A 26,518-nucleotide genomic window follows, 5' to 3' on the forward strand; every position below is an offset into this window, starting at 1 on the left:
CACCTCCTCGCCCTCGATCGGAACCCGCTAGCGGAACCTGGCGGCCAGGTCGAGCACACCGCGCTCGACGGACGCCACCAGCTCCGGGTCGACGAGCGGACGCAGCGCGCGCCCGCTCACGTAGTCGTCGAACGCCTGCTGGGTGGTCCACCTCGGCGTGAAGCCGAACTCCTCCTTGAGCAGCGTCGTGTCCACCACCCGGCCCCAGTTCAGGAACCTCATCTGGTCCGGGGAGAAGTCCACCAGCCGCGCGCCCCGGAAGAACCGGCCCATGGTCGGCACCGCCGCGCTCGGCACGGGCAGGCTGATCCGGCCGGCACGGCGGATGGCCTGCGACAGCATCAGCACGCCGTCACCACCCACGTTGTAGACACCGGGCAGGTCGTGCAGCGCCGCGCGTTCCAGCACGGCCAGCGCGTCCTCCGAGTGCAGCAGCTGGACCCTGGCGTCGTAGCCCATCACCGTCGGCACCACGGGCAGGGCGAAGTACCTGGTCAGGACCGTGTCGATGCGCGGGCCGATGAAGTTGGTGAACCGCAGCGCGGTCACGTCCACGTCCGGCCTGCGGCGCGCGAACCCGCGCACGTACCCCTCGACCTCGACCGCGTCCTTGGCGTACCCGCTGGACGGCAGGTCCTTCGGGCCCATGTCCTCGGTGAACACGGCCGGGTCGCGCGAGCTCGACCCGTAGACCGCGCTGGTCGACTTGACCACGAGCTTGCGCACGTGCGGCGACTTCTGGCACGCGGCCAGCAGCTGCATCGTGCCGATGACGTTCATCTCCTTCATCACGGTCCGCCCGGACGGGCCGGCCGGGTTCGCCGTCACCGACGCGTGCACGACCGTGTCGACGTGCGCGGTGGAGATGACCTTCGCGATGAGGGGGTTGCGGATGTCGGCGCGCACGAACTCGGCGCGGCCCATGCGGCGCAGCAGGTCGCGTGACGGCGGTTCGGTGTCCACGCCGAGCACGCGGTCGATGTCCGGGTTCGCCGCGAAGCGCGCGGCGAGGTGACCGCCGAGGTACCGGCTGCAGCCGGTGACGAGAACGACCTTGGGCGCCATGCGACTCCCTGTGCGGGTGGGGCGACTCGACGATGCTATCCGGGATCCCGCAGTGGGATCGGCCGTGGAACGTCGTCTTGACGCAGGTCACCGAGGCTTTACCGGTGAATCACCCGGATGGCGGGACGGCACGTCCTGCCCTGGGACGAGCACACCGCCAGTCCCGCGACCCGCAGGGCCGGGGACTGGCGGTGGCAGAACCCGCAGGGGCTACTTGCCGCGCTTCCTGCGCTGGACCCGCGTCTTGCGCAGCAACTTGCGGTGCTTCTTCTTCGACATGCGCTTGCGGCGCTTCTTGATGACCGAGCCCATGCGGGTTCCTTCACTACTAGACGTTGGTGGTCTCCACGCGCCGGTGGAGACACCCGTCAAGTGGGCGCGCCGACACCAGGCACGAACGGCCTATGAGTTTACCCGGCGGCCCGCACGCGCTCTCACCCGGCGTCGAAGTAGGCGTTGCGCAGGTACTCGTGCACCGCCTTCTCCGGCACCCTGAACGACTTGCCCACGCGCACCGCCGTCAGCTCACCGGAGTGGACCAGGCGGTACACCGTCATCTTCGACACGCGCATCATCAGCGCGACCTCGGCGACCGTCATGAATCTGACTTGACCGAGCGACTTCTCCTCCGCAGGCATGGATCACCGCGTCCTTCGACACGCGTCGTGCCGTCGGCTTCCCCACCGACGGTTCGACACGCACGTGCTGCCTTGAGAGTAACGGGACAGGTGGGACTGGTGCGACGGCCAATGGCGGTATCAGTCCGCCTCGTGGGCGCGTCCCAGCTCCACCGAACGGTCGCGCGCCGCCTCCAGGGCCGCCAGCATCGCCGCGCGCACGCCGTGCCGCTCCAGCTCGCGGATGGCCATGATGGTGGTGCCGGCGGGCGACGTGACGGCCTCGCGCAGGATCGTCGGGTGCTGCCCGCCCTCGCTGAGCATGGTGGCCGCGCCGACCGCCGACTGGATGATCAGGCTGCTGGCGAGGTCGCGCGGGATGCCGAGCAGGATGCCCGCGTCGATCATGGCCTCGACCAGGTAGAAGAAGTAGGCCGGGCCGGAGCCGGACAGCGCGGTGACGGCGTCCTGCTGGTTCTCCGGGACGCGGGCCACCTTGCCGACCGTGGTGAGCAGCTCCTCGACCAGGTTCAGGTGCTCGTCGGTGGCGTACTTGCCGGCCGAGATGGCGCTCATCGCCTCGCCGACGAGCATCGGGGTGTTCGGCATGACCCGGACCACGGGGGTGCTGTCGGGCAGCCTGCGCTCGTACAGGGACGTCGGCAAACCCGCGCACAGCGACACCACGAGCGTGCCGGGCTGGAGCACGGGTGCCAGCTCGTCCAGCAGCGGTTCGATGTCCTGCGGCTTGACCGCGACCACGAGGACGTCGGCCCGCTGGGCGGCGCCGGGCACGTCCAGGCCCTCCACCCCGTACCGCTCGGTCAGCGCGGCGGCCCGCTCCGGGTGCTTCTCGGTGAACAGCAGCTCGTCGGCCTTGCGCCCGCCCTGCAACAGCCCCGACAGCAGCGCTTCACCGATCTTGCCAGCCCCCAACACGGCGATGGTCGTCATGCGCCAAGCCTGCCACGGTGGCGCAACGGCAATACCGCAGGTCCCCGGGTCAGGTGGCCGGCGTCAGCGCCAGCTGCCGCGCCTGGCACACCAGCCGCCCCGCCGAGTCGATCACCACGGCGTCCTCGTCGAACCACTGCCCGTGCACCGCGCTGCACGACACCCGCACGCGCAGCCACCCCGGCGCCGGGTTCGCCCGCAGCAACGCCGTCAGCTGCACCGTGGGCGACCACCCGAACCGGCCCAGGTTGAACGTCACCGGCATCGAGACGTCCCCGGCGACCAGCGCGAAGTACGGGTCCGGCCGCTCACCCAGCGGACGGGCCCACAGCCGCAGCACCAGCGGGTCGCCCACCCGCCCGGTCAGGAAACCGGCACCCTCCTGGTCGAGCCGCACGTCGCACACCGCACCGAGCTTGTACACGCCGCCGGAGCCCATGGACGCCAGGTCGATCGCGTCCGCGGGCGGCGCGGCGGGCATGTCGGGCAGGTCCACGTAGTCCGGCGCGGCGGTGGGCATCCGCCCGACCGTGACCACCGACTCCACGCAGCTGCGGCCCCGCTGCTCCAGCGTCGACGCCACCACGGTCGCCGTCCGCCCCGCCTTGCGCACTTGGGTCCGCACCAGCACCGGCCCCACCTCGGGCGCGCGCAGGAACTGCGTGCTCACCGCCAGCGGCGCCAGGTCGTCGGCACCCGGCATGGCCGACCGCGCGCTGTCCACCGCCGCCCGTGCCACCAGGGCCAGCAGGAACCCGCCGTGCGGCTTGGGACCGATCGTCCACTCGGCGGGCAGGGACGCGGTGTACGTGCCGTCGCCCAGGGGGCGGACCGCACTGGCTACCGAGAAGGACACGAGGCTCCTCACGAGCGGCTGACCAGCGAACGCAGGAAGAACGCGACGTTGGCCGGTCGTTCGGCGAGCCGGCGCATCAGGTACCCGTACCACTGCCCGCCGAACGGCACGTAGACGCGCACGACGTGCCCTTCCGCCGCGAGGTGCCGCTGTTCGCCGGTCCGGACGCCGTAGAGCATCTGGAACTCGAAGTCCTCGACCGACCTGCCGTACCAGCGGGCGCGTTCGGAGACGATCTCGACCAGCCGGGGGTCGTGGGTGGCGAACATCGGGTAACCGGAGCCGGCCAGCAGGACGTTGGCGCAGCGCACGTAGTTGAGGTCGACCTCGTGCGGGTCGACGTAGGCCACCGATGGCGGTTCGGCGTAGGCGCCCTTGCACAGCCGGACGCGCGTGTCCGCGAGTTCGCGCACGTCGTCGAGGGTGCGGCGCAGGTACGCCTGGAGCACGGCGCCCACCGAGGGCCAGTGGCGGCGCAGTTCGGCGAGCACGCGCAGGGTCGCGTCGGTGGTGGTGTGGTCCTCCATGTCGAGCGTGACCGTGGTGCCCGCCTGCTCGGCCGCCGCGCAGACGCGGGAGGCGTTGTCGAGCGCGAGCGTCCCGCCCAGGCCGAGGCCCACGGCGGACAGCTTCACGCTGACCTCGGCGTCCGCGGCGAGGCCGACGTCGTGCAGCTGGTCGAGCAGCTCGAGGTACGCGCGCACGGTGCGTTCGGCGGTGGCGCGGTCGGTGGTGTCCTCGCCCAGGTGGTCGAGGGTGACGCGGAGGCCGTCGCCGATCAGCCCGCCGGCGGCGTCGATCGCGTCGGCGGTGGTCTCGCCCGCCACGAACCGGCGCACCACGTCACGGCTGACGGGTGCGGTCGCGACGACCCGGCGCACCGCGTCGTTGCCCGCGGCGGCGAGGATCAACGTGCGCAACGGGTTCACGATCAAGACCCTAGCCGCTGACCGGCGCGGAAGCGGGTGCGAGTTGGCCTGCCGTTGACCTGAACGTTGAATTCGGGGGTCCTGAACGTAGGACACGCGCGTTCTGAACGTAGGACACGCGGGGTCGTGCGGGGTCAGAGGTGCAGGCGGGCGAAGAGGAGCGATTCGGAGAGCAGCTCGGCGCGTTCGGCGGCGGTGCGGGCGCGGCGGGTGTTGACCTCCAGCACGACCTGGCCGGTGAAGCCCGTGCGGGTCAGGTGGGACAGCAGCTCGCCGCACGGCTGGGTGCCGCGGCCGGGCACCAGGTGCTCGTCCTTGGGCAGGCCGGAACCGTCGGCCAGGTGCACGTGGGTCAGCCCGTCGCCCATGCGCTTGGCCAGCTCCATCGTGTCCTGGTGCGCGGCAGAGGCGTGCGACAGGTCCAGCGTGTAGTTCCGGTGGCCCACGTCGGTCGGGTCGATCGACGGCCGGAACGCCGTGACCTGCACCGATCGTCCACGGCCCAGCGGCCTCCGCACCGGGAACATGTTCTCCACCGCGATCGCGACACCGCTGGCGTCCTCCAACGACGCCACCAGGTCGGCGAACCCGTCCGCGTACCGCCGCTGCCACACGAACGGCGGGTGCAGCACGACCGTGCGCGCACCCAGGTCGGAAGCCGCCTGCACACTGCGCCGCAGCCGTTCCGCCGGGTCGGGCGACCACACCCGCTGGCTGATCAGCAGGCACGGCGCGTGCACGGCCAGCACCGGCACCCGGTAGCGCTTGGCCAGCCGTTCGACCGCCTTCACGTCCTGGCTGACGGGGTCGGCCCACACCATGACCTCGACGCCGTCGTACCCCAGCTCGGCCGCCGCCTCGAACGCGGCACCCGCGGGCTGCGGCCACACGGCCGCGGTGGACAGGCCGACCGGGATCAAGAGTTCACCAGCAGCATCGCCGCGGGCGACACCGTCACGATCAGCCCGACCAGCACGGCCAGCACGGTGGTCTGGAGGTCGTCCGCCCGGCGGATCTTGCGGACCATCATCACCAGGCCCACGGTCACCGCCAGGGCCACCACCAGCGCCGCGGGCGCGGCCGTGCGCCACAGGAAGTTGAAGCCGAGCCACAGCGCCGCGCCACCGATCACGCCCGCCGCGAGCTGCCCGATCATGAGCAGCCACTCCTTGCCGGCCGAGCGGTCGGCGGGGCGCTCGTCGTCCTCGTCGTCCAGGTCGGCCAGCCCGGCGGGCCCGTCGTCGTCCGGCTCGCGGCGCTGGAAGCCCCGGCTCGGGTAGTCGTCGTCGTCTTCCTCGTCGAGGTCGACGTACGGGTGGAACGCGGTGCTCTCCTGCTCGACGACCTCTTCCGGCTCGTCGTCGCCGAACCAGTCCTCGGGTGTCTGGTCGGGCAGCGGTTCCGGCAGCCTCGGCGGCGCGGGCGGCACGATCAGCACCGACTCGGTCGGCAACGACTCCAGCGGCACGTTCGGCGTGAGCTTGTCGGCGATGCGCGGCATCACCTCGGTCACCGGCTCGCGCCCGGGCGGGTTCGCCACCGGCGGCTTCACCACGGGCGGCACGCCGGGAGGCGGCCCGGGACGCACCAGGTTCGAGCGCGACGGCTCGGGCTTGACCGGTGGTTTCGGCAGGGTGGACCGGGACGGCTCGCCCGGGTAGTCGGCCACGATCGGCGGCACGACCCTGGTCTCCTCGGCCGGGTCGACCTCGGGCGCGCGTCTGCGCCCCGTTTCGGCCTTCTTCGGCGGCTCCAGCCGGGACACGGGTGGTTCGAGCCGCGAGACCGGCGGCTCCAGCCGGGACACCGGCGGTTCCGGGCGCGCGGCGGGCGGCTCCGGCCGCGACAGCGGCGGCGGGGGTGGCTGGTAGGCCGTGCGCTCGGCCTCGACCGGCCGTTTCCGCTGGGGCAACGGCGCGGGTGGTGGCGCGGCGGGCGGCTCGGGCTCGTCCCGCAGGGCGCGCAGCCTGCCGCTGTCGGAGTTGACCCGGTCGATGATGGCCTGCGGAGCGGTGTCCGAGGACTCTTCGGCCCGGCGCCGTCGCCGACGCGGCGTCACCTCGCCGGAGCCCCCGCCGTACTGGGCGAGCAACTCCGCGACGGTGCGCTGGGTCTGCTCCGACTCGCTCTCTCGACTCATCAACTCCACCGTGCCCCGTGGCGGCCAGTCCGTCCAGTGTCACCCGTCCGGCGGGTGCGGTCCGGCGGGGTGTCCAGGTCCGAACCATTAGTGTGGTCCAGCCGACGCAGGATGACACCTTCCCGCAGCGCCCAGGGGCAAATCTCCAGCTCGTCCAGTGACAGGGCTCGCATCGTGGCCTCCGCCACCAGGGCACCCGCCACGAGCTGGTGGGCGCGGCTGGCGCTCACCCCTTCGAGCTCGGCCAGGTCGGCCGCGGACATCCGGGAGATGAACGCGATGAGCTGCCGCAGCCCCGCGTCGGTGAGCACGCGCCGCGTCCGCGGACCGGACGAGGACGGCGCCGCGCCGGTCAGCCTGGCCAGCGTGCGGAACGTCTTCGACGTCGCCACCACGCGGTCGGGGACGCCCACCCGGCGGATCTTCTTCGCCACCGGCGCCAGCTGCCCGGCCAGCCACTCGGTGGTCTCGCGCACCTCGGCCCGGGTCGGCGGGTCGTGGCGGAACCGGGTCCGGGTCAGCCTGCCCGCGCCCAGCGGCACCGAGAACGCCTCCTCCGGCTCCTCGTCCACGCCGACCGCCAGCTCCAGCGACCCGCCGCCGATGTCCAGGCACAGCAGCCTGCCCGCCGACCAGCCGTACCAGCGGCGCACCGCGAGGAACGTGTACCGCGCCTCGTCCTCGCCGGTCAGCACCTGCAGGTCGACGCCGGTCTCGGCGCGCACCCGGTCCAGCACCTCGGCCGAGTTGCCCGCCTCGCGCACCGCGGACGTGGCGAACGCCATCAGGTCCTCGCAGCCCAGCCGCTCCGCCGCCGCCTTGGACGCGGCGACGGTGCGCACCAGCTGGTCGGCGCCCGCACGCCCGAGCAGCCCGGAGCCGTCCAGCTGCTCCGCGAGGCGCAGCACGGACTTCTCCGAACTCATCGGCGTCGGGTGGGCACCACGATGAGCGTCCACCACCAAGAGGTGGACGGTGTTGGACCCGACATCAAGCACCCCTAGGCGCACGCGGTGCACCGTACCTGGTCGGGATGATCAGGATTCGAACTTGTATCCCAGTCCGCGCACGGTGACCAGGTGGCGCGGCGCCGACGGGTCGGGCTCGATCTTCGACCGCAGCCGCTTGACGTGCACGTCCAGGGTTTTGGTGTCGCCGACGTAGTCCGCGCCCCACACCCGGTCGATCAGTTGGCCACGGGTCAACACCCGGCCGACGTTGCGCAGCAAGTACTCCAGGAGGTCGAATTCCTTGAGCGGCAGGCTCACCTCGGTGCCGTCGACGGTCACCACGTGCCGCTCGACGTCCATCCGGACCGGTCCCGCCTCCAGGACCTGCGGCAGCAGCTCCTCGGACTCGCCGCCGCGGCGGAGCACGGCGCGGATCCGGGCGATCAGCTCGCGGGCCGAGTACGGCTTGGTGACGTAGTCGTCCGCGCCCAGTTCCAGGCCGACGACCTTGTCGATCTCGCTGTCCCGCGCCGTGACCATGATCACCGGCACGGCGGAGCGCGCGCGCAGCTGCTTGCACACGTCCGTGCCGCTCATCCCGGGCAGCATGAGGTCGAGCAGCACGATGTCGGCGCCGTTGCGGTCGAACTCCTCCAGTGCCTCCTGGCCGGTGGCCGCGAGCGCCGCGGTGAAGCCCTCCTTGCGCAGCAGGAAGGCGAGCGGATCGGCGAAGGACTCCTCGTCCTCCACGATGAGCACCCTGGTCACAGCTCTCCTCCGTGGTTGCTGCCCGCGCCGCTCGGCACGGGGCTCGCCAGCGCCTGCGTCGGCAGGTCCTGGGTCGGCTCGTCCTGGTCGGGATGGGCCGGGATGCGCAGCGTGAACGTGGAGCCGGTGCCCGGCAGGCTCCACAGCTTCACCTCGCCGCCGTGGTTGTTGGCGACGTGCTTGACGATGGCCAGGCCGAGCCCGGTGCCGCCGGTGGCGCGCGAACGGGCCTTGTCGACCCGGTAGAAGCGCTCGAACACGCGGGTCTGCTGGTCCTCGGCGATGCCGATGCCGCGGTCGGTGACGGCGATCTCCACGAACCCGTCCGCGAGCTTGCGGCTGACCGACACCGGGCTGCCCGGCGGCGAGTACGCGACCGCGTTGTCGAGCAGGTTGCTCAACGCGGTGACCAGCAGCGTCCGGTCGCCCTCGACCTCGAGGCCGCTGGGCTCGTCGGTGGCGATCTCGATGTTGGCGGACTCGGCGGCCAGCTTGGACCGGCTCAACGCCTCGTCGATGACCACGTCGACCTCGACCCGGCTCAGCTCCGGCAGCTTCTCCGCGCCCTGCAGCCGCGACAGCGCGATCAGCTCGGTGACCAGCGTGCCCAGCCGGGTGGCCTCCTGCATGATCTTGGCGCTGAACCGGCGGACCTCCTCCTGGTCGTCCGCCGCGTCCAGCACCGCCTCGGCCAGCAGCGCGAGCGCGCCGACCGGTGTCTTCAGCTCGTGGCTGACGTTGGCCACGAAGTCGCGCCGGGTCGCCTCCAGCCGCACCGACTCCGACTCGTCGGAGGCGTCCACCACGACGAAGCCCTCGATGAGCACCTTGACGGTGGCGTGCACGGCCTGCGGCTGGCGGCCCTTGATGACCTCCAGCGACGACAGGTCCACCGCCACCACGCCGCCGTTGCGGCGGGCCATCTCGGCGGCGCTCCTGGCCCGGTCGTCCACCCGGTTGTTGCGCACCACGCCCAGCTCCTCGGCACGGGCGTTGTGCAGCACGACGTCACCGAAGCCGTTGAGCACGGCGATGCCGTCGGGGGACGAGTGGACGACCATGGCCATCAGGTCGGCGACCGTGAGGCCACGCGGGCGCGTGTCGCGGACGCGCGCGGTAGCCCGTCCGACGAGAAACGCGGTGCCGCCGATCAGCAGAGCGCCGATCGACAGGACGAGGTAACCCGTTGCGGTCACAAGCGCATCGTAAGCAGGTCAGGCGGGGTACGGCCTAGAGCTCACGCCTGGTTCGTGACGCCTACGACACCGTCCGGGTCCGAAGTTCTCCCCGGAGTCGACCGCCGTTCACCCAATCGTGTCCAATTGAGCCAGGTCGTGTTCGGACAGGTGCAGATCGGCGGACGCCAGGTTCTCCTCCAGGTGACGAGTGGAGGACGTGCCGGGGATGAGGAGCACGTTCGGCGCGCGGTGCCGGCGTGATGCGGGACGGCGGGAGAACGCGACGGCGGCACGGGCGCCGGGCATGTCCCTGCGCACGTGCCGCCGTCGCTTGGCGGAGCTGATGAGGCGTCAGCGGCCCTGGTTGGCGACGGCCTTGATGGCGTCGGCCGCCGCGTCCGGGTCGAGGTACTCGCCGCCCGGCTTGATCGGCTTGAGCTCGTCGTCCAGGTCGTAGCGCAGCGGGATGCCGGTGGGGATGTTCAGGCCCGCGATCGCCTCGTCGGAGATGCCGTCGAGGTGCTTGACCAGGGCGCGCAGCGAGTTGCCGTGCGCGGCGACGAGCACCGTCTTGCCGGTGCGCAGGTCCGGCACGATGGCGGACTCCCAGTACGGGATCATCCGCTTGACCACGTCCAGCAGGCACTCGGTGAGCGGCAGGTCGGGGCCGAGGTCGGCGTAGCGGGGGTCGCTGTCCTGGCTGTACTCCGTGCCGGGCTCGATCGGCGGCGGCGGGGTGTCGTAGGAGCGGCGCCAGAGCATGAACTGCTCTTCGCCGAACTCCTCCAGCGTCTGCTTCTTGTTCTTGCCCTGCAGCGCGCCGTAGTGGCGCTCGTTGAGCCGCCAGTCCCGGCGGACCGGGATCCAGTGCCGGTCGGCCGCGTCGAGCGCGAGGTTGGCGGTGCCGATGGCCCGCCGCAGCAGCGACGTGTGCACCACCTCGGGCAGCACGCCCGCTTCGCGCAGCAGCACGCCGCCGCGCTTCGCCTCGTTCACACCCTTCTCCGAGAGGGGGACGTCCACCCAACCGGTGAACAGGTTCTCCGCGTTCCAGACGCTCTCGCCGTGGCGGAGCAGCACCAGGGTTCCGACAGCCATGGGCGTCAGCCTGCCAGATGGAGGGGCCCGGCTCACGCCGGTGGTAGGTGTGATCTTGATCGGTGCAGCGACCGGGCCGGGTCGGGCCTCGAGCGGGCCCGACCCGAAGCCTGATCAGCCGCCGAGCACGCCGCCGACGCCGGCGAGACCACCGACGCCGGCGAGACCACCGACACCGCCCAGACCACCGACACCGCCCAGGCCGAGACCGCCGGTCAACTGGTTCACCGTGCTCGTGAGCGCCGTCTGCACGGCGCCCGTCGGGCTGCCGCCGGGCACCTGGTCCATCGGGGCCGCGTTGGCGGCCGGTGCGGCGAGCAGGATGGCGGCGGTGGCGCCGGCCGCGAAGGCCAGCCTTCCGAGAATGCGCATGCGTGTGTTCTCCGATGTGTGGTTTCGATTCGCACCCGACATGGTCGTGGAGCGTGACCGGTCCGGCTCGGTGAGTAGCCGGTGTCCACACGATCGTGGGACACCCGAGCGCGAAAACCCCCGGTGGCGTGGTCGCCACCGGGGGTTTCACCGGGCTCGCGTCAGGCGGAGGCCTCGCGGGCGCGCAGGTCCTTGCGGAGGATCTTGCCCGAGGCCGACTTGGGGATCGCCTCGATGAACTCCACGACCCGCACCTTCTTGTGCGGCGCCACCTGGGAGGCCACGAACGCCATCACGCCGGACTCGTCCAGCGCCGTGCCCGGCTGGCGGACGACGAAGGCCTTCGGGACCTCCTCGCCCTCGTCGTCGCGCACACCCACGACGGCCGCGTCGGCGATCTCCGGGTGGGTCAGCAGCAGCGCCTCCAGCTCGGCCGGCGGGACCTGGTAGCCCTTGTACTTGATCAGTTCCTTGACCCTGTCCACGATGCTGACCAGGCCGTTCTCGTCGATGACGGCGACGTCGCCGGTGTGCAGCCAGCCCTCGTCGTCGAGCGTGGCGGCGGTGGCGTCGGGGTTGTTCAGGTAGCCCTTCATGACGTTCGGGCCGCGGCACCAGAGCTCGCCGCGCTCGCCGACGCCGACGTCCTCGCCGGTGGCCGGGTCCACGAAGCGGCACTCCATGTTCGGCGCGATGACGCCCACCGTGCCGACCGGGATGTCGTCGCGGCCGTCCGGGATCGCGTGGCTGACCGGGCTCATCTCGGTCATCCCGTAGCCCTGCGAGACGCGGCAGCCCAGGCGCTCGGCCACGGCCGCGGCCAGGTCGACGTCCAGCGGCGCGGCGCCGGAGAAGATCGTGTCGATGCCGGACAGGTCGTACTGGTCGACCAGCGGGTGCTTGGCCAGCGCCACCGCGACCGGCGGTGCGATGTAGACGCGGTCGGTGCGGTGGTCCTGGATCACCCGGAGGAACTCGGGCAGGTCGAACTTCGGCAGCGTCACCACCGTCGCGCCGACGTGCAGGCCGTTGTTCATCAGCACCTGCATGCCGTAGATGTGGAAGAACGGCAGCACGGCGAGGATCTTCGTGCTCGCGCCGACCTTGAGCAGCGGCCCGCACTGGACGATGTTCGCCACCAGGTTGCGGTGCGTCAGCATCACGCCCTTGGCCCGGCCGGTCGTCCCGGACGAGTACGGCAGCACGGCCACGTCCCCGGCCGGGTCGATCGACACCTCCGGCACCGGCTCCTCGTTCGCCAGCAACGACGACAGGCTGGGGTAGCCCTCGGCGGCGTCCAGCACGACCACGTCCGAGATGCCCGCCTTCTCGGCGCCCGGCGCGGCGTTGGGCAGCAGCACCGACACCGTGAACAGCATCTTCGCGCCCGCGTCCGCCAGCTGGTGCGCGACCTCGTCCGCGGTGTACAGGGCGTTGATCGTGGTCGCGGTGGCTCCCGCGCGCAGGATGCCGTGGAACACGACCGCGTAGTACGGGGTGTTCGGGCTGAGGATGCCGACGACGTCGCCCTTGCCGATACCCCTGGCGGCCAGCGCGGCGGCGAGGCGGTCGACCGCCCCGGCCAGTTGGCGGTACGTCAGGGACGCGCCCGAGGTGCCGTCGACCAGGGCGACCCGGTCGGCGCGCTCGCCGAGGTCGGCGAACAGCAACTCGTGCAGCGTGACGTCCGGGACCGCGACATCGGGGAACGGACTGCGGAAGACCATGCGGCTGCCTCATTCATCCAGGGGGCCGGGATCCCGCCATCGTGAGTCAAGCCACATCGCCGGTCAAGGCACTCGCTCGTGACGCTACAGCGTTACTTAACTCGGCTAAGTACACACGAATGGACTAGCGCCGCCCCTTGTGGTGATCACCGGCGATCTGCCAAGTTGGCAGGGCTTCGCGGGTCGGCTCCCACGCACTCCGATCGACCGGCGCGGCACCACCGCGGTTTGCCATCCCCCCGTCGAACCGCGGCCCGCTTGGACAAACCGGGCTCCCCCCGCCCGGGGTCCAATCGCAGCGGGGAACGACGCGGGGCGGCTTGAACTTGCGACTCCCCCTCTCTCCCAAGCCGCCCCGCGCTCCCGCTCGATGTTGCTCTCAGTAGGTTTTTTCGCTCCGGAACCCGACTCGACCGGGTGTCACGGCGTGCTCGACGACGCGACCGGAACGGCCTTCCGGCGCCGCCGCCACCACAGGTAGCCGAACGTCGGCAGCCCCAGCACCACCGCGAACGGCAGCACGCCGCCCACCACCACCAGCAGCCAGCCGAACGCCTTCAGCAACGCGTTCCAGCCACCGGCGAACGCCGCCAGGAACTCGTTCTCCTCCTCCGGCACCACCACCGGCTCGCCGGTCGCCGAGATCACCACGGTGAGCGTCGACAGGGCGACCTGGCCCTTCAACGTCTCGTACCGGCGCTGCAACGACTCCAGCTCGGACTGGCGCTTGGTCAGCTCGGCCTCGATGTCGGTGATCTCGGCCGTGGTCGTGGCGCGGTCCAGCAGCCCGCGCACCCGCTCCACGCTGGCCCGCTGGTTCGCCAGCCGGACCTCGACGTCCACGATCTGCTCGGTCACGTCCTCGGTGTGCAGCTCCCGCTTGCTGACCTCGGTGCCCTCGAGCTTCGAGATGGACTCCACCACCCCGTCCAACCGGTCACCGGGCACCATCAGCGTCACCGAGGCCCGGTTGGGCTGCGTCTTCTCCTGCGCCGGATAACCGCCCTCGGCCAGGACCAGGTCCTTGACCTGCGTCAACACCGCGTCGGAGTCCGGCGCGCGCAGCTCGACCGTCGCCTTGCGGACGAGCTGCCGGTTCTGCTGCGCCGACGTGCCCGACTGCTGCGCCTCACCCGTCCCGGACTGCTGCTCCTGCTTCGGCGTGCCGCCACCCCGCTGCGCGTTGTCCTGCGCCGGAGCGGGCGCCACCGCCGGTGCGTCCGCCGACTGCCCCGACGTGCTGTTCGCGCCACAACCCGCCAGCGCCAGCGCCGCGAAGGCGGCCACCACCAGCCCCACCCGTCTGCCCATGTGACCCTCCCTGGTTTCCGGTCACCGGTGGGACGGGGCGCGGGTTCACCCCCGTTGCCCGGAGGTGATCACGATTCGGACACCAGGTGCCGGAACGCCTGGAGGTTGGCCAGCGACTCGCCCCGCGAGACCCGCCAGTCCCACTCCCGCTGGATGGCGCCTGCGAACCCCAGTTCCAGCAGCGTGTTGAAGTCGCCGTCCGCGGCCTCCACGACCTGCCCGAGCACCCGGTCCAGCTCGTCGGGCGTCACGGCGTGCAACGCGATCCGGCCGACCAGGTAGATGTCACCGGTCGTGTCGATCGTGTAGTGCACGCCGTACAGCCTGGCGTTGCGGCGCAACAGGAACCGGTAGACGTCCTCGTGCGCCTCGTCCGGCTTGCGGCACACGAACGCCTCCACCACCAGCGCGTGCCTGCCGACCACCAGCCAGCAGTTCGTCTGGAGCTTCTTCGTGCCGGGCAGGGTCACGAAGAAGCGGCCCGGCTCCTTGTGCTCGTAGCGCAGCTCGCGGTCGTCCAACGTCGACCGGATGACGTCGTCCAGGCTCAAGCGAAGACCTCCTCGCGGAACACATCACGTGCCTCGGCGTACCCCGCGAGCAGTGAATCAGTCGTCCGGTCCCACGAGAACCGGCGGGCGTGGCCCACCGCGTTGCCCGCCAGCTCCTCCCGGAACGCCGGGTTCAGCGCGATGGTCGACAGCGCCCGTGCCCACGTCCCGGAGTCGTGACCGTCCACCAGCGCACCGGACAGCCCGTCGCGCACGGCCACCGGCAACCCGCCGACCGCCGCCGCGACCACCGGCGTGCCGCACGCCTGCGCCTCCAGCGCCACCAGCCCGAACGACTCGTTGTAGCTCGGCACGGCCACCACGTCGGCCGCCCGGTAGACCCGCGCCAACGCCTCACCGCCCTGCGGCGGCAAGAACCGCACCACGTCGGAGATCCGCAGCTCGGCCGCCAACCGCACCAGCTCGTCCGGCGTCCTCATGCCCGACCCCGACGGCCCGCCGACGACCAGCACCACCAACCGCGACCGCAACCCCGGCTCACGCGCCACCATCTCCGCCGCCGCTCGCAGCAGCACGTCGGGCGCCTTCAACGGCTGGATGCGCCCCACGAACGCCAGCACGATCGCGTCCGACCGCAACCCCAACGCCGCCCGCGCACCGTCCCGATCGCCCGGGGTGAACCGCTCCAGGTCCACCCCCGGCGGCACGACCAGGACCTTCGCCGGCTCCGCGTCGTACAGCTTGACCAACTCGGCCGCCTCTACGTCGGTGTTGGCCACGAGCCGGTCCGCCACCGCGACGACCTGCTCCTCGCCGATCACCCGCATCCGCGGCTCCGGCGTGTCGTCGGCCGCCAGCGCCAGGTTCTTCACCTTGGCCAACGTGTGCGCCGTGTGCACCAACGGCACCGCCCACCGCTCCCGCGCCAGCCACCCGACCTGACCCGACAACCAGTAGTGCGAGTGCACGACGTCGTAGTGCCCCGGCTCGTGCCGCGCTTCGGCCCGCAGCACACCGGCCGTGAAGGCACACAGCTGACCGGGCAGTTCTTCCTTGCCCAGCCCCTCGAAGGGCCCCGCGACCACGTGCCGCACCTTCACCCCGGGCGCGAGCTCGGCGACCGGCGGCAGGTCCGACGACGTCGCCCGGGTGAAGATCTCCACCGCGATGCCCCGCTGCGCCATCCGCGTGGCGGTCTGCACGATGTAGACGTTCATGCCTCCGGCGTCACCCGTGCCGGGCTGCTCCAACGGCGAGGTGTGCACCGACAGCACCGCGACCCGCTTCACCGCGCGACCCCCGCGACGAACCCGGCCAGGTCGGCGGCGAACCGCTCGGGACGTTCCAGGAACGGCGCGTGTGCGATTCCGTCGTAGCGGCGCAAGTCGGCTCCGGGGATCAGGGCCGCCGCGTACTCCCCGGCGGCCGGGTCGACCACCTCGTCGGCGGTGCCGTGCACCACCAGTGTCGGCTTGTCGACCGCCTTCAGCACAGCGGCGCTGTCCACGTCCCGCCGGAACATCTCCCGCCGGACCCTCGGCGGCACCCGCAACGCCGTACCCAACAGCCGCTGCACCACCTCACCACCCAGCCCCGGCGCCTGATCGCGGCAGAACCTCGCCAACGCGGGCACCGCCACCTCCGGGTCCTCCGACAACGCCCCCGGCAACGCCGCCCGCATCACCGGCCCGGTCACCCCGCCGGCCCGATCCCGCCCGACCTCCGTGATGGCACCGACCAGCACCAACCCGGCAACCCCCGCCGTGCCGTGGACCCGCAGGTAGTCGGCGATCACCAACCCGCCGTACGACCACCCGACCAACACCACCGGCCGTCCCACGTGGTCGAGCACAGCCTTCAGATCGGCCGCCCAACAAGCCGAGTCGCGATACCCACCGTCGACAACCGCCGACTCACCGTGACCTCGCAGGTCCAGCGCGTAGGTGCGCAACGACGGCAACGACGGCCACACCTCCCCGGACTGCGCCCACCCGTGCACCAGCACGACCGCAGGGGCGTCAGCCGGGCCCGCCTCGCGGACCGCCAACCGGACGCCCTCGGCGTCGAGGAGAGTGTTCTGCACGACCTAGCACAACGCCCGGATCAACCCATCACTTCCCAAAGCAAGCGATTTTGCGCCCTCCACCACACCGAACCCACGGCCTGAGCGTTCAACACACCCAACCCGAACGTTCGACATACCCAACCCGAACGTTCGACACGCGGGACCACAACGGACCCGCAGCCCGCCCACCGAGGCCCGATTTGACATGGCTTCGGCCTGCCTGGAGTGCTCGTAAGGGCCCCATGTCAAATCGAGCCGGACTTCAACCACCGAGCCGGACCCGACAACAGCCCCCAGCAACCTCACAGCGCCGACATCGTCTGCCACTGCGACCACGGGATCTGCCAGTCGTACCAGTCGAACTGCGCCGGCAGCGTCATGCTCGCCCCCGTCACCTCCACCGGATCACCCACCAACGCGGTGTCGTAGTACGCCTTGGCATCGGCCTCCAGCAGGTTCACGCACCCGTGGGACGAGTTGACCTTGCCGATGTTCGCCGCGTTGTCGTTGTTCTCGTGGATGAACTCACCGTGGTTCGAGAACCGCACGGCCCACTTCTTGACCACGTTGGTGTACCCGTACCGCGGGTTGTCGAAGCTGAACTGCGGGTCCTTCTGCATGACCACGAACGTGCCGTTCGGCGTGTTCAGCTCCGGGTCGTCGTCCTTGCCGAACGACGCCGGGTACGTGGCGACCGTCTGCCCGTCCCGCTGCACCACCATCTGGTGCGTCGGCGTGTCGATCTTCACGACCTGGTTCCGGCCGATGGTGAAGTCGCTGGTCACGTCCGCGCGCCCGTACGCGCCGCCGCCGTAGTGCACCCCGTACAACTTGGCCTCGACGTGGATCTGGGTGTTCGCGGGCCAGTACTTCTCCGGCCGGTAGTGCACCTCGCGCGAGTTCAGCCAGCCCCAGCTGCCCTGCACGCCCGCCGAGTTCGTCACGGTCAGCGCCTTCTCCACCGTCGCCCGGTCCGCGACGTCGGCGTCGAACTCGACCTTGATCGGCACGGCGACGCCCATCGTCTGGTTGTCACCGGGGAACAGCGTGGCGCGCACCTGCGCGGCCGGGTTCAGCGTGGTGAACCCGCCCTTCAGGTCGACCGGCCGCCCGTCCGTCCCGGTCGCCCGACCCGCGTACTGGTAGGCCTTGCCGAACCCGAGCGGTTCCGTGCTGGTCCACGACTTCTTGTCGTCGGCGAGCTTGCCGGCGACCGCCTTGCCCTCGGGGTTGGTGACCGTGACCTGGTCGATGGCGCCCTCGGCGACGGTGACCTGCACCGGCACGTTCACCGGCACCTCGGTCGCTCCGTCCGCGGGCGCGGTGGTGAACTCGGCCACCGGCGGGTTGTCGCCACCGACCGGCTTGGCCGTGCCCTGCTCCACCTTCGCCGAGCAGCCTGCCACCAGGGACAGGCCGAGCAGCAGAGCCGCCACTGTCCTGTGCACGTTACGACGCACGTTACGACCTCCTGATCGAAGGACGTCCCACCCGGCTCCCGGTGCGAGTGATCCGCATCACATTCGCGTCCCGCACTTAAGATCGCCGGTGTGAACCGTCCTATCGCAGTCGTGACCGGAGCCAGCGCGGGAATCGGTGAGGCCACCGCCCGCAGGCTCGCCGCCGAGGGCTTCCACGTGGTGCTCGGCGCCCGGCGGGTCGACCGCCTCAAGGTTATCGCGGATGAGATCGGGGGCACCGCGGTCGAGCTGGACGTCACCTCCGCCCCGTCCGTCGAGTCCTTCCTCGACGCCATCCCCGCGGCGAACGTGCTGGTCAACAACGCCGGTGGCGCACGCGGCCTGGCAACCGTCGCCGAGGGCGACGAGGAGCACTGGCGGTGGATGTGGGAGACGAACGTGCTGGGCACGTTGCGCGTCACCAAGGGCCTGCTGCCGAAGCTGATCGCCTCCGGTGACGGGCACGTCGTCAGCGTCACGTCCATCGCCGCCTTCGAGGCCTACGACAACGGCTCCGGCTACACCTCCGCCAAGCACGCCCAATCGGCCCTGCACCGCACGCTGCGCGGCGAGCTGCTCGGCCAGCCGGTCCGCGTCACCGAGGTCCTGCCCGGCATGGTCGAGACCGACTTCTCGGTCAACCGGTTCGACGGCGACGCCGACCGCGCGGCCGCCGTCTACCAGGGCGTGACGCCGCTGACCGCGGACGACGTGGCGGACGTGATCGCGTTCGCGGTCACCAGGCCGCCGCACGTCAACCTCGACCAGATCGTGCTCAAGCCCCGCGCGCAGGCGTCGGCGACCCGCGTGCACCGGTCGTCGTGATCAGGTCCACGTCCAGTTGATCGAGCACCGGACCGATGGGGTTCGCGAACCCCCGGTCCGGGCTCCCGCCGCAGTACAGCCCGACGACCCGGTTCGCGTCGTCCAGCAGGACCGCGCCCGAGTCGCCGTGGTCGGCGAACCGGGGCGTCTCGATCCGGATCTGGTCGTGCAGCGTCCGCACGCCCAGCCCGACGCCGAAGTCCAGCGTGATGGCCGCGTCGGTGGACGCCACCACGCCCTCGGTGACCGCCGTCGTCCGGCCGCGCTTGCGCACCCGGTCGCCCACCCGTGCCTCGGCCCGACCTGTGATCGGGCCGAGCCCCACCACTTCGGGACGCGCGCGCGGTGTGGTCAGCATGATCGCGGCCGCGTCCACCCGCCCGGACAGCGCGGCCCGCGCCAGCGCTCCGACCCGGTCGTGCACCGGGTGGCCGCCGTCGATGCGGGACGGGTGCACCATCGGGTCGCCGACCGCCCACGCGTCGTCCACGCACGCCACGTGGAACGACGTCAACGCCATCACCAGGTGCCTGCGCCGCGGCGTGACCAGCGCGCCCAGCGTGCCCGCCACCACGTAGTCGTCCACCTCGGCGACGTCGGGCGGTACCAGCCGGATCGCCCGGCTCGGCCCGATCCCGATGCCGCCGGCCAGCGACTCGTGCCGCTCCGCCCCGCCCACGTCCTCCGGCGACGCGATGGTGTGGTGCGGCCAGAACGTGTCCTCGACGACGTCGGTCGGCACGCCGAGCACGTCCGGCGGGATGGTGAACTGGGCGGCGGGTCCCTTGTGGCGGACGAACACGACGATCGCCAGCTCACCGGTCACCCGGCCGCCGACCACCTTCTCGCCGAGGTCGACACCCACCACGCCGGGCCGGCTCAGGAAATCGTCCTCGACCAGCTTCTTGATCGGCCTGACGGCCGCGCGATCGTCGTCGGGGTAGGCCATGACGACCTCCAACGGGTGCCTCTACCTCCATGAAACGCGTGGAGTGAGGATTCGTCACACGGCGTCACCCGTTCGGCCGTTCAGCCCTTGCGGTGCGACGGTCCGTCTCGGCCCGCCATCACCCCAGTTCGCACCCCACCAGCACCGGTTCCGGGTGCAGTTCCACGCCGAACGCCGCCCGCACCCCGTCGCGCACCTCGCGCGCCAGGTCCAGCAGGTCCTCCGTCGAGGCACCGCCCCGGTTGGTCAACGCCAGCGTGTGCTTGCCCGACAACGCCACCCGCCCACCGGGACCCCGGTACCCGCGGCCGAAGCCGGCGCGTTCGATCAGCCACGCCGCGGACAGCTTCGAGAACCCGACCCCCGCCGGGTACGTCGGCACCTCGACGTGCGGCCCCAGCCGTTCGGCGATCCGGATCAGCACCCCGGCCAACGTCGAGTCGTCCAGCATCGGGTTGGTGAAGAACGAGCCCGCGCTCCACGTGTCGTGGTCCGTCGCGTCGAGCACCATGCCCTTGCCGCGCCGCAGTTCCAGCACCGCCTTGCGGGCCGCGTCGGCGGGCACCCGGTCGCCCGGCGCGACACCGAGCACCCTGGCCAGTTCGCCGTACCGGATGGGCGCGGACTGCCCGCCCGCGGTCAGCGCGAACCGCGCCCGCAGCACCACCGCGTGGTCGGTGCCCTTCAGCACGCTGGTCCGGTACGCCAGCCCCAGCCCCTCGGCCGGCACCTGGTGCACCCGGCCCGTGCGCCGGTCCAGCAGGTCCACCGACGTCAGCACCTGCGACACCTCGACGCCGTACGCGCCGACGTTCTGCACCGGCGTCGCACCGACCAGGCCGGGGATCCCGGACAGGCACTCCAGTCCGCCCAGCCCCTGCGCCACGGCCTCGGCGACGACCGAGTCCCAGTCCTCGCCCGCCTCCACGGTCAGCTGCACCAGCCCGTCGCCCAACGGGTCGAGCCGGCGGCCGGACGTGCCGACCGCCACCACCGTCCCGGCGAACCCGGCGTCCGACACCACCAGGTTCGAACCGCCGCCGAGCAGCAACAACGGCTCACCGTCGGCGTCCAGCGCGCGCACGGTCTCGACCAGCTCGGCGGCTGTGGCGGCACGCGTGAACCTCGTCGCGGGGCCACCGAGCCGCAGCGTGGTGCACTCGGCCAGCGGCACACGGGCACTGGAGGGCGGGGTGGTCACGACCGAGAACGGTAGCCTCCGCGACATGGCACGCCGCATCGAGCACCGAACCACGTCCCGCTGGCCCGCGCGGGACGTGTACGCAGCGCTGGTGGACCAGACGTACCTGCGCGACCGGCTCGCCGAGCTGGGTGGCACGGACCCGGAACTGGTCGCCTTCACCACCACCGACCAGTCCACGTCCTACCAGCTCAAGCAGGGCGTGCCCGCGGACAAGCTGCCCTCGGTGGCCCGCGGCCTGCTCGGCGGCGACCTCGTCATCGACCGCGCCGAGTCGTGGACCGAGGCCGGGCACGCGGGCACGGTCGAGGTGACGCTGAACGGCGTCCCGGGCAGGCTGGACGGCACGATCACGCTCGCCGACACCGCGGCCGGTGGGAGCGAACTCACCCTCACGGGTCAGGTCAAGGTGGGCATCCCGCTCATGGGCGGCAAGCTGGAGGCGTTGATCGCCGAACAGGTGGCCCTGCTGCTCGACAAGGAATCCGAGTTCACCGCCGAATGGCTCGCACGCCGCGCCTAGCCGCGGGCCGGGCGCGTGCGCTCGGCCTGCCCACCAGGGGCACCACCAACCCGAACCGCCTGCGCCGGGTCGACCGGTGGGTCGCGCACACCTACCGCGACCTGCTGTCCGCACCGCAGCCGCTGGTGGTGGACCTCGGCTACGGCTCGTCCCCGATCACCACCGTCGAGATGGCGGCACGGCTGCGCGCCGTGAACGCGGACGTGCGCGTCCTCGGCCTGGAGCTCGACGCCGACCGCGTCGCGGCGGGCAAGGAGGTCGCCGACCCGCCGCTGCTGGACTTCCGGCGCGGCGGGTTCGAGCTGGCCGGTGCCCGCCCGCTGCTGCTGCGCGCGTTCAACGTGCTGCGCCAGTACACCGAGGAGCAGGCCGCCGAGGCCTGGGACACCATGGTCGGCCGGCTCGCGCCCGGCGGTGTGCTGGTCGAGGGGACGTGCGACGAGATCGGCCGCCGGTGCTGCTGGGTCGCGCTGACCGCCGAAGGGCCGCGGACGTTCACGCTCTCGTGCCTGCCCGCCGACCTGGAGACCCCCGGCGACCTGGCCGAACGGCTGCCGAAGGCGTTGATCCACCACAACGTGCCCGGCGAGCGGGTGCACGCCCTGCTCGGCGAGCTGGACGCGTGCTGGGCGACGTGCGCGCCGTTCGCGCCCTACGGCCCGCGGGCCCGGTGGGTGGAGTCCGTGCGGCTGCTGGCCGAACGCGGCTGGCCGGTGCTGGACGACCGGAAGCGGTGGCGGCTCGGTGAAGTCACCCTGCCCTGGGACGTGGTGAGTCCCTAGGGTGTGCGGAGTGGACCACGCGGACTTCGTGCAGCAGTTGAGGACCCAGTACGCCGCCCTGCGGGACGCGGCCGTGGCCGCCGGGCCGGACGCGCCGGTGCCGACGTGCCCCCAATGGACGGTGCGGGACCTCGTCGACCACATGGGTGAGATCCACTCCTGGGCGTTGCGGGCCCTGCACACGCCGCCGGACGGCGAGCGGCCCCGGCCGGAAGACCGCCCCGCCGACTGGGACGAGCTGCTCGACTGGTGGGACAAGAAGGTCACCGACCTGGCCGACACGTTGGCCTACACCACGTCGAACACGCCCGCGTGGTCGTTCATCGGACCCAAGACCTTCGCCTTCTGGTCACGCCGGCAGGCGCACGAGACCGCGATCCACCGGCTCGACGCCGAGCACGCCCGGCACGGCGCGGGCGTGCCGTCGCTGCTGTTCGACGTCGGGTTCGCGGCCGACGGGGTGGACGAGTACCTGACCCGGATGCTGGTGCGCGCCGCCCAGCGCAAGCCGGTCGAGCGGGCGGGCCGGGTGCTGTTCCACGCAGCCGACGCGGGCCGCGCCTGGGAGGTCCGGCTCACGCCCGGGCAGCCGCCCGAGGTCGGTCCGATCACCGATTCGGCGACCGACGAGGACGCCACCGTGGCGGGCACCGCCGACGCGCTGTACCGGGCCGCGTGGAACCGGCCGAGCGGTGCCATCACATCGGGTGACAGGTCTCTGCTGGACGGGCTGCCGCGACCGTAGATACTTCCGGTCGTGCCCCTGCCTGAACGACGCTACGTGATCACCTTCGGCTGCCCCGACCGGACCGGCATCGTGGCGCGGATCTCCTCGTTCCTGGCCGAGCACGGCGGCTGGATCGTCGAGGCCGCGTACCACACCGACCCGACCACCAACTGGTTCTTCACCCGCCAGGAGGTGCGCGCGGACTCGCTGCCGTTCGACGCCGACGAGCTGCGGACCCGGTTCGCCGAGGTGGCCCGCGAGCTGGGCGCGCACCCCGGCTCGTGGCGGGTGACCGACTCCGGTGAGCGCAGGCGGGTGGTGATCCTGGTCTCCAAGGAGGGCCACTGCCTGTACGACCTGCTGGGCCGGGTGGCGTCGCACGAGCTGGACGTCGACGTGTCCGCGGTCATCGGCAACCACGCCGACCTGGCCGGGATCACCAGGGCGCACGGCATCCCGTTCCACCACGTGCCGTTCCCGGCGAACGACCCGGAGGGCAAGGCGGCGGCGTTCGCGCAGCTGCGGCAGCTGGTGGACGCGCACCGGCCGCACGCGGTGGTGCTGGCGCGGTTCATGCAGATCCTGCCTGCGGAGCTGTGCGCGGACTGGGCCGGGCGGGCGCTGAACATCCACCACAGCTTCCTGCCGTCGTTCGTGGGCGCGCGGCCGTACCACCAGGCGCACAGCCGGGGCGTGAAGCTGGTCGGTGCGACGTGCCACTACGTGACCGCGGACCTCGACCAGGGTCCGATCGTCGAGCAGGACGTGATCCGGGTGGACCACACCGACTCGATCAACGACATGGTGCGCAAGGGCCGTGACATCGAGAAGGTCGTGCTGGCGCGCGGCCTGCGGTGGCACCTGGAGGACCGCGTCCTGGTGCACGGCAACCAGACCGTCATCTTCTGAGCGTTGAACTCACCCCTCCCGAACGTTGGACTCTCGCGCCCTGAGCGTTGGACTCTCGCGAGAGTCCGACGTTCGCGGTGCGAGAGTCGTACGTTCGGGCACCGGGAGTTCAACACCCAGCCGTAGGCTGCGCCGGTGCGCACCGAGTACACCGACCTCGACCAGGTCCGCGCGGCGGACGACCTGCGGCACGCCGTCCTCGTCGGGCTCGACCTGAGCGACGTGGACCTGCGCGTGCCGATGGACGGCGCACTGTTCCTCGGCTGCACGCTCTCGCCATTGGCCCACCGACGTGCGGCGGCGGCCGGTGCGCTGGTGTTCCCGGCCATCCCGGACCTGCCCTACGACGTGTACCGGTCGCGGCTCTACGCGCCGGCCGAGCTGTTCGCCGGGTTCGACCCGGACGACCCGCTCACCTACGCCGACACCCCGGACGCCCTGATCTACCAGCACAGCCGCGCCCAGGGCCACAACCCGGACCCGCTGCACGCGCTCGCCGAACGCCTGCACGACCACGCGATCACCGAGGCGCTGGCCGACGTCCTGCCCGAACGGCCGGTCGCCGTGATGGGCGGGCACGCGCTGGGCCGTGACACGGACGGCTACCGGCGGGCCGTGGGGCTGGGCGCGGCGCTCGGCGAGGCCGGGTTCACCGTGCTGACCGGCGGCGGGCCGGGCGTGATGGAGGCCGTGCCGCTGGGCGTGCGGATCGGCGTGGACGAGCCGACGCTCAAGGACCTGGCGAAAGCCCCGAAGTTCGGCGGCGACGCGGAGTCCATCGGCCGCTGGATCGCCGCGTGCCCGACCGACCTGCCCACCACCGACCGGCCGCGCACGATCGGCATCCCGACCTGGTTCTACGGCCACGAGCCGCCGAACCCGGCCTGCGAGCTGCACGCCAAGTACTTCGCCAACTCCGTGCGCGAGGAGGGCCTGCTCACCGTCGCCACCGGCGGCATCATCTACACGCCGGGCAGCGCGGGCACCGTGCAGGAGGTCTTCCAGGACTACTGCCAGAACCACTACGGCTCGGTCGGCCCGGCCGCGCCGATGGTGTTCCTGGGCCGGGCGTTCTGGCTGGACGAGGTGCCGGCCGCGCCACTGGTGCAACGGCTGGCGCGCGGCCGTGACGCCGAGCGCTGGATCCTGGTCACCGACGACGCCGACGAGGCCGTCGCCTTCCTGCGCGGGTACGCGGGCTAGCGAGCCAAGTCGTCGACCACCTCGGCGCCGGGCAGCTTCGCCAGCACCTCGCCGGGCACCAGCAGCTTGCTGCCCCGGATACCGCTGCCGATGACCAGTTCCGGCGCCGCCGCGACCTCCGGCGACAGCAGCACGGGCCAGTCCCCGGGCAGGCCGATCGGCGTGATGCCGCCGTACTCCATGCCGCTGAGCGAGACCGCGTCGTCCATCGGCGCGAACGACGCCTTGCGCGCGTCCAGCCGCCGCCGCACGACACCGTTCACGTCCGCGCGCGTGGTGGCCAGCACGACGCACGCCGCGTAGCGCACGGTGTCGCCCCGCTTGCCCGCGACGACCACGCAGTTCGCCGACGCCTCCAACGGCGAGCCGTAGTGCGCGCAGAACTCGGCCGTGTCCGCCAGCGCGGGGTCGATCTCCGCGACCGCGAGCCGGGCGCCATCGGCCATCGACCGGAGCGCGGCGGCGACGGGGTCGGCCACCAGGTCGAGCCGGTCGAGCGCGGGCACGGGGGTCAGGGTTCCTGCGATGGTCCACACACCGACCATCCTGCCGGCCACGCTTGACGTTGACGTTACGTCAACCCCTAACGTGGTCGGCACAGGGAGGGAGCACGGTCGTGGCCTGGTCGATCGCACAGATCGCGCGGATGTCGAAGGTGTCCTCGCGGACGCTGCGGCACTACGACGCGATCGGCCTGCTCGAACCGGCGTGGATCGGGGCCAACGGCTACCGCTACTACGAGCGGGAGCAGGTGCTCCGGCTGCAGCGGATCCTGCTGCTGCGCGACCTGGGACTCGGCCTCGACACCGTGGCCGAGGTGCTGGACGGGCGGCACCGGGCGGTCGACGTGCTGCGCAACCACGCGCGGTGGCTGGCCGCCGAGCAGGACCGGCTGGCCGCGCTGGCCAGGACCGTCTCCCGCACGATCGAGGAACTGGAAGGGGGTGACGAAGTGAAGTTGGAAGAGTTGTTCGACGGTTTCGACGCCGACCGCCAGGCCCGCTACGAGGCGGAACTGGTGCAGCGCTACGGCGAGGGCGCGCAGGAGCACATCGACGAGGGCAAGCGCCGGATGCAGGGCTGGACCAGGGCCGACGCCGACGCGTACCTGGCCGAGTGGCAGGCGATCGTCCAGGCGTACGCCGACGTGTTCCGCGCCGGCGTCGCAGCCGACGCGCCGCGGGCGCTGGAGGTGACCGACCGGCACCACACCTGGCTGTCCAGGAGCTGGAAGCCGAACCGGGAGTCCTACACCGGCCTGGGTGAGCTCTACGCCGACGCGCCGGAGTTCCGCGCCCAGCTGGACGAGCACGCCGAGGGCTTGGCCGGGTACGTCCGCGACGCCATCGCGGCCTACGCCTCGGCGCGCCTGTAAGGAGTCCACGGGGAGGTGCACA

Annotated in this window: 30 protein-coding genes; 7 read left to right on the plus strand and 23 right to left on the minus strand. The window is 71.8% G+C overall.

Going from position 1 to position 26,518, the window contains the following annotated elements; translation table 11 throughout:
• Positions 1 to 27: 27 nt before the first annotated feature.
• From B0I31_RS20375 to B0I31_RS20470, 20 genes are all read right to left on the minus strand, one after another.
• Positions 28 to 1,065: an NAD-dependent epimerase/dehydratase family protein gene (locus tag B0I31_RS20375; protein WP_106616935.1), complete on the minus strand. Its 1,038-nt coding sequence runs from the start codon at positions 1,063 to 1,065 to the stop codon at positions 28 to 30.
• Between the two features lie 210 nt (positions 1,066 to 1,275).
• A complete protein-coding gene (locus tag B0I31_RS20380) occupies positions 1,276 to 1,377 on the minus strand; it encodes a 30S ribosomal protein bS22 (protein ID WP_015105422.1) in 102 nt (33 codons plus the stop codon).
• A gap of 122 nt (positions 1,378 to 1,499) precedes the next feature.
• Positions 1,500 to 1,703, minus strand: coding sequence for a helix-turn-helix domain-containing protein (locus tag B0I31_RS20385; RefSeq protein WP_053722699.1), 204 nt, complete (start codon positions 1,701 to 1,703; stop codon positions 1,500 to 1,502).
• Between the two features lie 120 nt (positions 1,704 to 1,823).
• Positions 1,824 to 2,636, minus strand: a complete 813-nt coding sequence (gene proC, locus B0I31_RS20390; RefSeq protein WP_106616936.1) for a pyrroline-5-carboxylate reductase — start codon at positions 2,634 to 2,636, stop codon at positions 1,824 to 1,826.
• Between the two features lie 49 nt (positions 2,637 to 2,685).
• Positions 2,686 to 3,492, minus strand: coding sequence for a thioesterase family protein (locus B0I31_RS20395; protein WP_106616937.1), 807 nt, complete (start codon positions 3,490 to 3,492; stop codon positions 2,686 to 2,688).
• An 8-nt stretch (positions 3,493 to 3,500) separates the two neighbouring features.
• Positions 3,501 to 4,421: a proline dehydrogenase family protein gene (locus tag B0I31_RS20400; RefSeq protein ID WP_106617069.1), complete on the minus strand. Its 921-nt coding sequence runs from the start codon at positions 4,419 to 4,421 to the stop codon at positions 3,501 to 3,503.
• 134 nt (positions 4,422 to 4,555) lie between these two features.
• On the minus strand, positions 4,556 to 5,341 hold the full coding sequence (locus tag B0I31_RS20405) for a sugar phosphate isomerase/epimerase family protein (protein WP_106616938.1): 786 nt from the start codon (positions 5,339 to 5,341) through the stop codon (positions 4,556 to 4,558).
• Positions 5,338 to 6,561, minus strand: a complete 1,224-nt coding sequence (locus B0I31_RS20410; RefSeq protein WP_106616939.1) for a hypothetical protein — start codon at positions 6,559 to 6,561, stop codon at positions 5,338 to 5,340. Before B0I31_RS20410 ends, B0I31_RS20405 begins: the two co-directional genes overlap by 4 nt.
• Positions 6,561 to 7,571, minus strand: a complete 1,011-nt coding sequence (locus B0I31_RS20415; RefSeq protein WP_106617070.1) for a Ppx/GppA phosphatase family protein — start codon at positions 7,569 to 7,571, stop codon at positions 6,561 to 6,563. The genes B0I31_RS20410 and B0I31_RS20415 overlap by 1 nt, the downstream gene beginning before the upstream one ends.
• Positions 7,572 to 7,598: 27 nt before the next feature.
• A complete protein-coding gene (locus B0I31_RS20420) occupies positions 7,599 to 8,279 on the minus strand; it encodes a response regulator transcription factor (RefSeq protein WP_106616940.1) in 681 nt (226 codons plus the stop codon).
• Positions 8,276 to 9,475, minus strand: coding sequence for a sensor histidine kinase (locus tag B0I31_RS20425; protein ID WP_106616941.1), 1,200 nt, complete (start codon positions 9,473 to 9,475; stop codon positions 8,276 to 8,278). The genes B0I31_RS20420 and B0I31_RS20425 overlap by 4 nt, the downstream gene beginning before the upstream one ends.
• Positions 9,476 to 9,583: 108 nt before the next feature.
• Positions 9,584 to 9,775, minus strand: coding sequence for a hypothetical protein (locus B0I31_RS43105; protein WP_425444378.1), 192 nt, complete (start codon positions 9,773 to 9,775; stop codon positions 9,584 to 9,586).
• A 33-nt stretch (positions 9,776 to 9,808) separates the two neighbouring features.
• Positions 9,809 to 10,555 (minus strand): phosphoglyceromutase, encoded by a 747-nt coding sequence (locus tag B0I31_RS20435; RefSeq protein WP_106616942.1) that lies wholly within the window; start codon positions 10,553 to 10,555, stop codon positions 9,809 to 9,811.
• 114 nt (positions 10,556 to 10,669) lie between these two features.
• On the minus strand, positions 10,670 to 10,927 hold the full coding sequence (locus B0I31_RS40700) for a hypothetical protein (RefSeq protein WP_106616943.1): 258 nt from the start codon (positions 10,925 to 10,927) through the stop codon (positions 10,670 to 10,672).
• Between the two features lie 161 nt (positions 10,928 to 11,088).
• Positions 11,089 to 12,654: a 4-coumarate--CoA ligase family protein gene (locus tag B0I31_RS20445; RefSeq protein WP_106616944.1), complete on the minus strand. Its 1,566-nt coding sequence runs from the start codon at positions 12,652 to 12,654 to the stop codon at positions 11,089 to 11,091.
• A gap of 420 nt (positions 12,655 to 13,074) precedes the next feature.
• Positions 13,075 to 13,965 (minus strand): DUF4349 domain-containing protein, encoded by an 891-nt coding sequence (locus B0I31_RS20450; RefSeq protein WP_106616945.1) that lies wholly within the window; start codon positions 13,963 to 13,965, stop codon positions 13,075 to 13,077.
• 68 nt (positions 13,966 to 14,033) lie between these two features.
• Positions 14,034 to 14,516, minus strand: coding sequence for a type III secretion system chaperone family protein (locus B0I31_RS20455; protein ID WP_106616946.1), 483 nt, complete (start codon positions 14,514 to 14,516; stop codon positions 14,034 to 14,036).
• Entirely contained in the window at positions 14,513 to 15,766 is a 1,254-nt protein-coding gene (gene mshA, locus B0I31_RS20460; RefSeq protein WP_106616947.1) for a D-inositol-3-phosphate glycosyltransferase, read from the minus strand. Before mshA ends, B0I31_RS20455 begins: the two co-directional genes overlap by 4 nt.
• A complete protein-coding gene (locus tag B0I31_RS20465) occupies positions 15,763 to 16,560 on the minus strand; it encodes an alpha/beta fold hydrolase (protein ID WP_106616948.1) in 798 nt (265 codons plus the stop codon). The genes mshA and B0I31_RS20465 overlap by 4 nt, the downstream gene beginning before the upstream one ends.
• Before the next feature lie 284 nt (positions 16,561 to 16,844).
• The gene (locus B0I31_RS20470; protein ID WP_106616949.1) at positions 16,845 to 17,990 is read right to left on the minus strand and encodes a L,D-transpeptidase; all 1,146 of its coding nucleotides are present in this window, start codon (positions 17,988 to 17,990) and stop codon (positions 16,845 to 16,847) included.
• Between the two features lie 102 nt (positions 17,991 to 18,092).
• Between B0I31_RS20470 and B0I31_RS20475 the strand changes: the two genes are divergently transcribed.
• Complete coding sequence (locus tag B0I31_RS20475) at positions 18,093 to 18,827, plus strand: SDR family NAD(P)-dependent oxidoreductase (protein ID WP_106616950.1); 735 nt, start codon at positions 18,093 to 18,095, stop codon at positions 18,825 to 18,827.
• On the opposite strand, the gene B0I31_RS20480 is transcribed toward B0I31_RS20475, so the two are convergent.
• Both B0I31_RS20480 and B0I31_RS20485 read right to left on the minus strand, forming a co-directional pair.
• Entirely contained in the window at positions 18,778 to 19,776 is a 999-nt protein-coding gene (locus B0I31_RS20480; RefSeq protein WP_106617071.1) for a chymotrypsin family serine protease, read from the minus strand. The genes B0I31_RS20475 and B0I31_RS20480 overlap by 50 nt on opposite strands.
• Positions 19,777 to 19,894: 118 nt before the next feature.
• Entirely contained in the window at positions 19,895 to 21,004 is a 1,110-nt protein-coding gene (locus B0I31_RS20485; RefSeq protein ID WP_245950116.1) for a UDP-N-acetylmuramate dehydrogenase, read from the minus strand.
• On the opposite strand from B0I31_RS20485, the gene B0I31_RS20490 reads away from it, so the two are divergent.
• The 5 genes from B0I31_RS20490 to B0I31_RS20510 all read left to right on the plus strand — a co-directional run bounded on the left by B0I31_RS20490 (position 21,003) and on the right by B0I31_RS20510 (position 25,121).
• A complete protein-coding gene (locus B0I31_RS20490; RefSeq protein WP_181320254.1) occupies positions 21,003 to 21,500 on the plus strand; it encodes a DUF2505 domain-containing protein in 498 nt (165 codons plus the stop codon). The two genes, B0I31_RS20485 and B0I31_RS20490, sit on opposite strands and share 2 nt — an antisense overlap.
• The gene (locus tag B0I31_RS20495; protein WP_106616951.1) at positions 21,479 to 22,282 is read left to right on the plus strand and encodes an SAM-dependent methyltransferase; all 804 of its coding nucleotides are present in this window, start codon (positions 21,479 to 21,481) and stop codon (positions 22,280 to 22,282) included. Before B0I31_RS20490 ends, B0I31_RS20495 begins: the two co-directional genes overlap by 22 nt.
• Positions 22,283 to 22,292: 10 nt before the next feature.
• The gene (locus B0I31_RS20500) at positions 22,293 to 23,027 is read left to right on the plus strand and encodes a maleylpyruvate isomerase family mycothiol-dependent enzyme (RefSeq protein ID WP_106616952.1); all 735 of its coding nucleotides are present in this window, start codon (positions 22,293 to 22,295) and stop codon (positions 23,025 to 23,027) included.
• A 12-nt stretch (positions 23,028 to 23,039) separates the two neighbouring features.
• A complete protein-coding gene (gene purU / locus B0I31_RS20505; RefSeq protein WP_106616953.1) occupies positions 23,040 to 23,918 on the plus strand; it encodes a formyltetrahydrofolate deformylase in 879 nt (292 codons plus the stop codon).
• Between the two features lie 135 nt (positions 23,919 to 24,053).
• Complete coding sequence (locus B0I31_RS20510; RefSeq protein WP_106616954.1) at positions 24,054 to 25,121, plus strand: LOG family protein; 1,068 nt, start codon at positions 24,054 to 24,056, stop codon at positions 25,119 to 25,121.
• Here B0I31_RS20510 and B0I31_RS20515 read toward each other — a convergent pair.
• Positions 25,118 to 25,666, minus strand: a complete 549-nt coding sequence (locus B0I31_RS20515) for a YbaK/EbsC family protein (protein ID WP_106617074.1) — start codon at positions 25,664 to 25,666, stop codon at positions 25,118 to 25,120. The two genes, B0I31_RS20510 and B0I31_RS20515, sit on opposite strands and share 4 nt — an antisense overlap.
• Positions 25,667 to 25,737: 71 nt before the next feature.
• Between B0I31_RS20515 and B0I31_RS20520 the strand changes: the two genes are divergently transcribed.
• The gene (locus B0I31_RS20520; protein ID WP_106616955.1) at positions 25,738 to 26,496 is read left to right on the plus strand and encodes a MerR family transcriptional regulator; all 759 of its coding nucleotides are present in this window, start codon (positions 25,738 to 25,740) and stop codon (positions 26,494 to 26,496) included.
• Positions 26,497 to 26,518 lie beyond the last annotated feature (22 nt).

The organism is Saccharothrix carnea (assembly GCF_003014735.1).
Lineage (GTDB): Bacteria > Actinomycetota > Actinomycetes > Mycobacteriales > Pseudonocardiaceae > Actinosynnema > Actinosynnema carneum.

Coding starts and splice junctions, on each gene's coding strand:
- B0I31_RS20490 (WP_181320254.1), top strand. CDS start 21,003: ATGGCACGCCGCATCGAGCACCGAACCACGTCCCGCTGGCCCGCGCGG.
- B0I31_RS20450 (WP_106616945.1), bottom strand. CDS start 13,965: ATGGGCAGACGGGTGGGGCTGGTGGTGGCCGCCTTCGCGGCGCTGGCG.
- B0I31_RS20435 (WP_106616942.1), bottom strand. CDS start 10,555: ATGGCTGTCGGAACCCTGGTGCTGCTCCGCCACGGCGAGAGCGTCTGG.
- B0I31_RS20495 (WP_106616951.1), top strand. CDS start 21,479: ATGGCTCGCACGCCGCGCCTAGCCGCGGGCCGGGCGCGTGCGCTCGGC.
- B0I31_RS20385 (WP_053722699.1), bottom strand. CDS start 1,703: ATGCCTGCGGAGGAGAAGTCGCTCGGTCAAGTCAGATTCATGACGGTC.
- B0I31_RS20375 (WP_106616935.1), bottom strand. CDS start 1,065: ATGGCGCCCAAGGTCGTTCTCGTCACCGGCTGCAGCCGGTACCTCGGC.
- B0I31_RS40700 (WP_106616943.1), bottom strand. CDS start 10,927: ATGCGCATTCTCGGAAGGCTGGCCTTCGCGGCCGGCGCCACCGCCGCC.
- B0I31_RS20480 (WP_106617071.1), bottom strand. CDS start 19,776: ATGGCCTACCCCGACGACGATCGCGCGGCCGTCAGGCCGATCAAGAAG.
- B0I31_RS20410 (WP_106616939.1), bottom strand. CDS start 6,561: ATGAGTCGAGAGAGCGAGTCGGAGCAGACCCAGCGCACCGTCGCGGAG.
- B0I31_RS20515 (WP_106617074.1), bottom strand. CDS start 25,666: ATGGTCGGTGTGTGGACCATCGCAGGAACCCTGACCCCCGTGCCCGCG.
- B0I31_RS20380 (WP_015105422.1), bottom strand. CDS start 1,377: ATGGGCTCGGTCATCAAGAAGCGCCGCAAGCGCATGTCGAAGAAGAAG.
- proC (WP_106616936.1), bottom strand. CDS start 2,636: ATGACGACCATCGCCGTGTTGGGGGCTGGCAAGATCGGTGAAGCGCTG.
- B0I31_RS20445 (WP_106616944.1), bottom strand. CDS start 12,654: ATGGTCTTCCGCAGTCCGTTCCCCGATGTCGCGGTCCCGGACGTCACG.
- B0I31_RS20485 (WP_245950116.1), bottom strand. CDS start 21,004: ATGTCGCGGAGGCTACCGTTCTCGGTCGTGACCACCCCGCCCTCCAGT.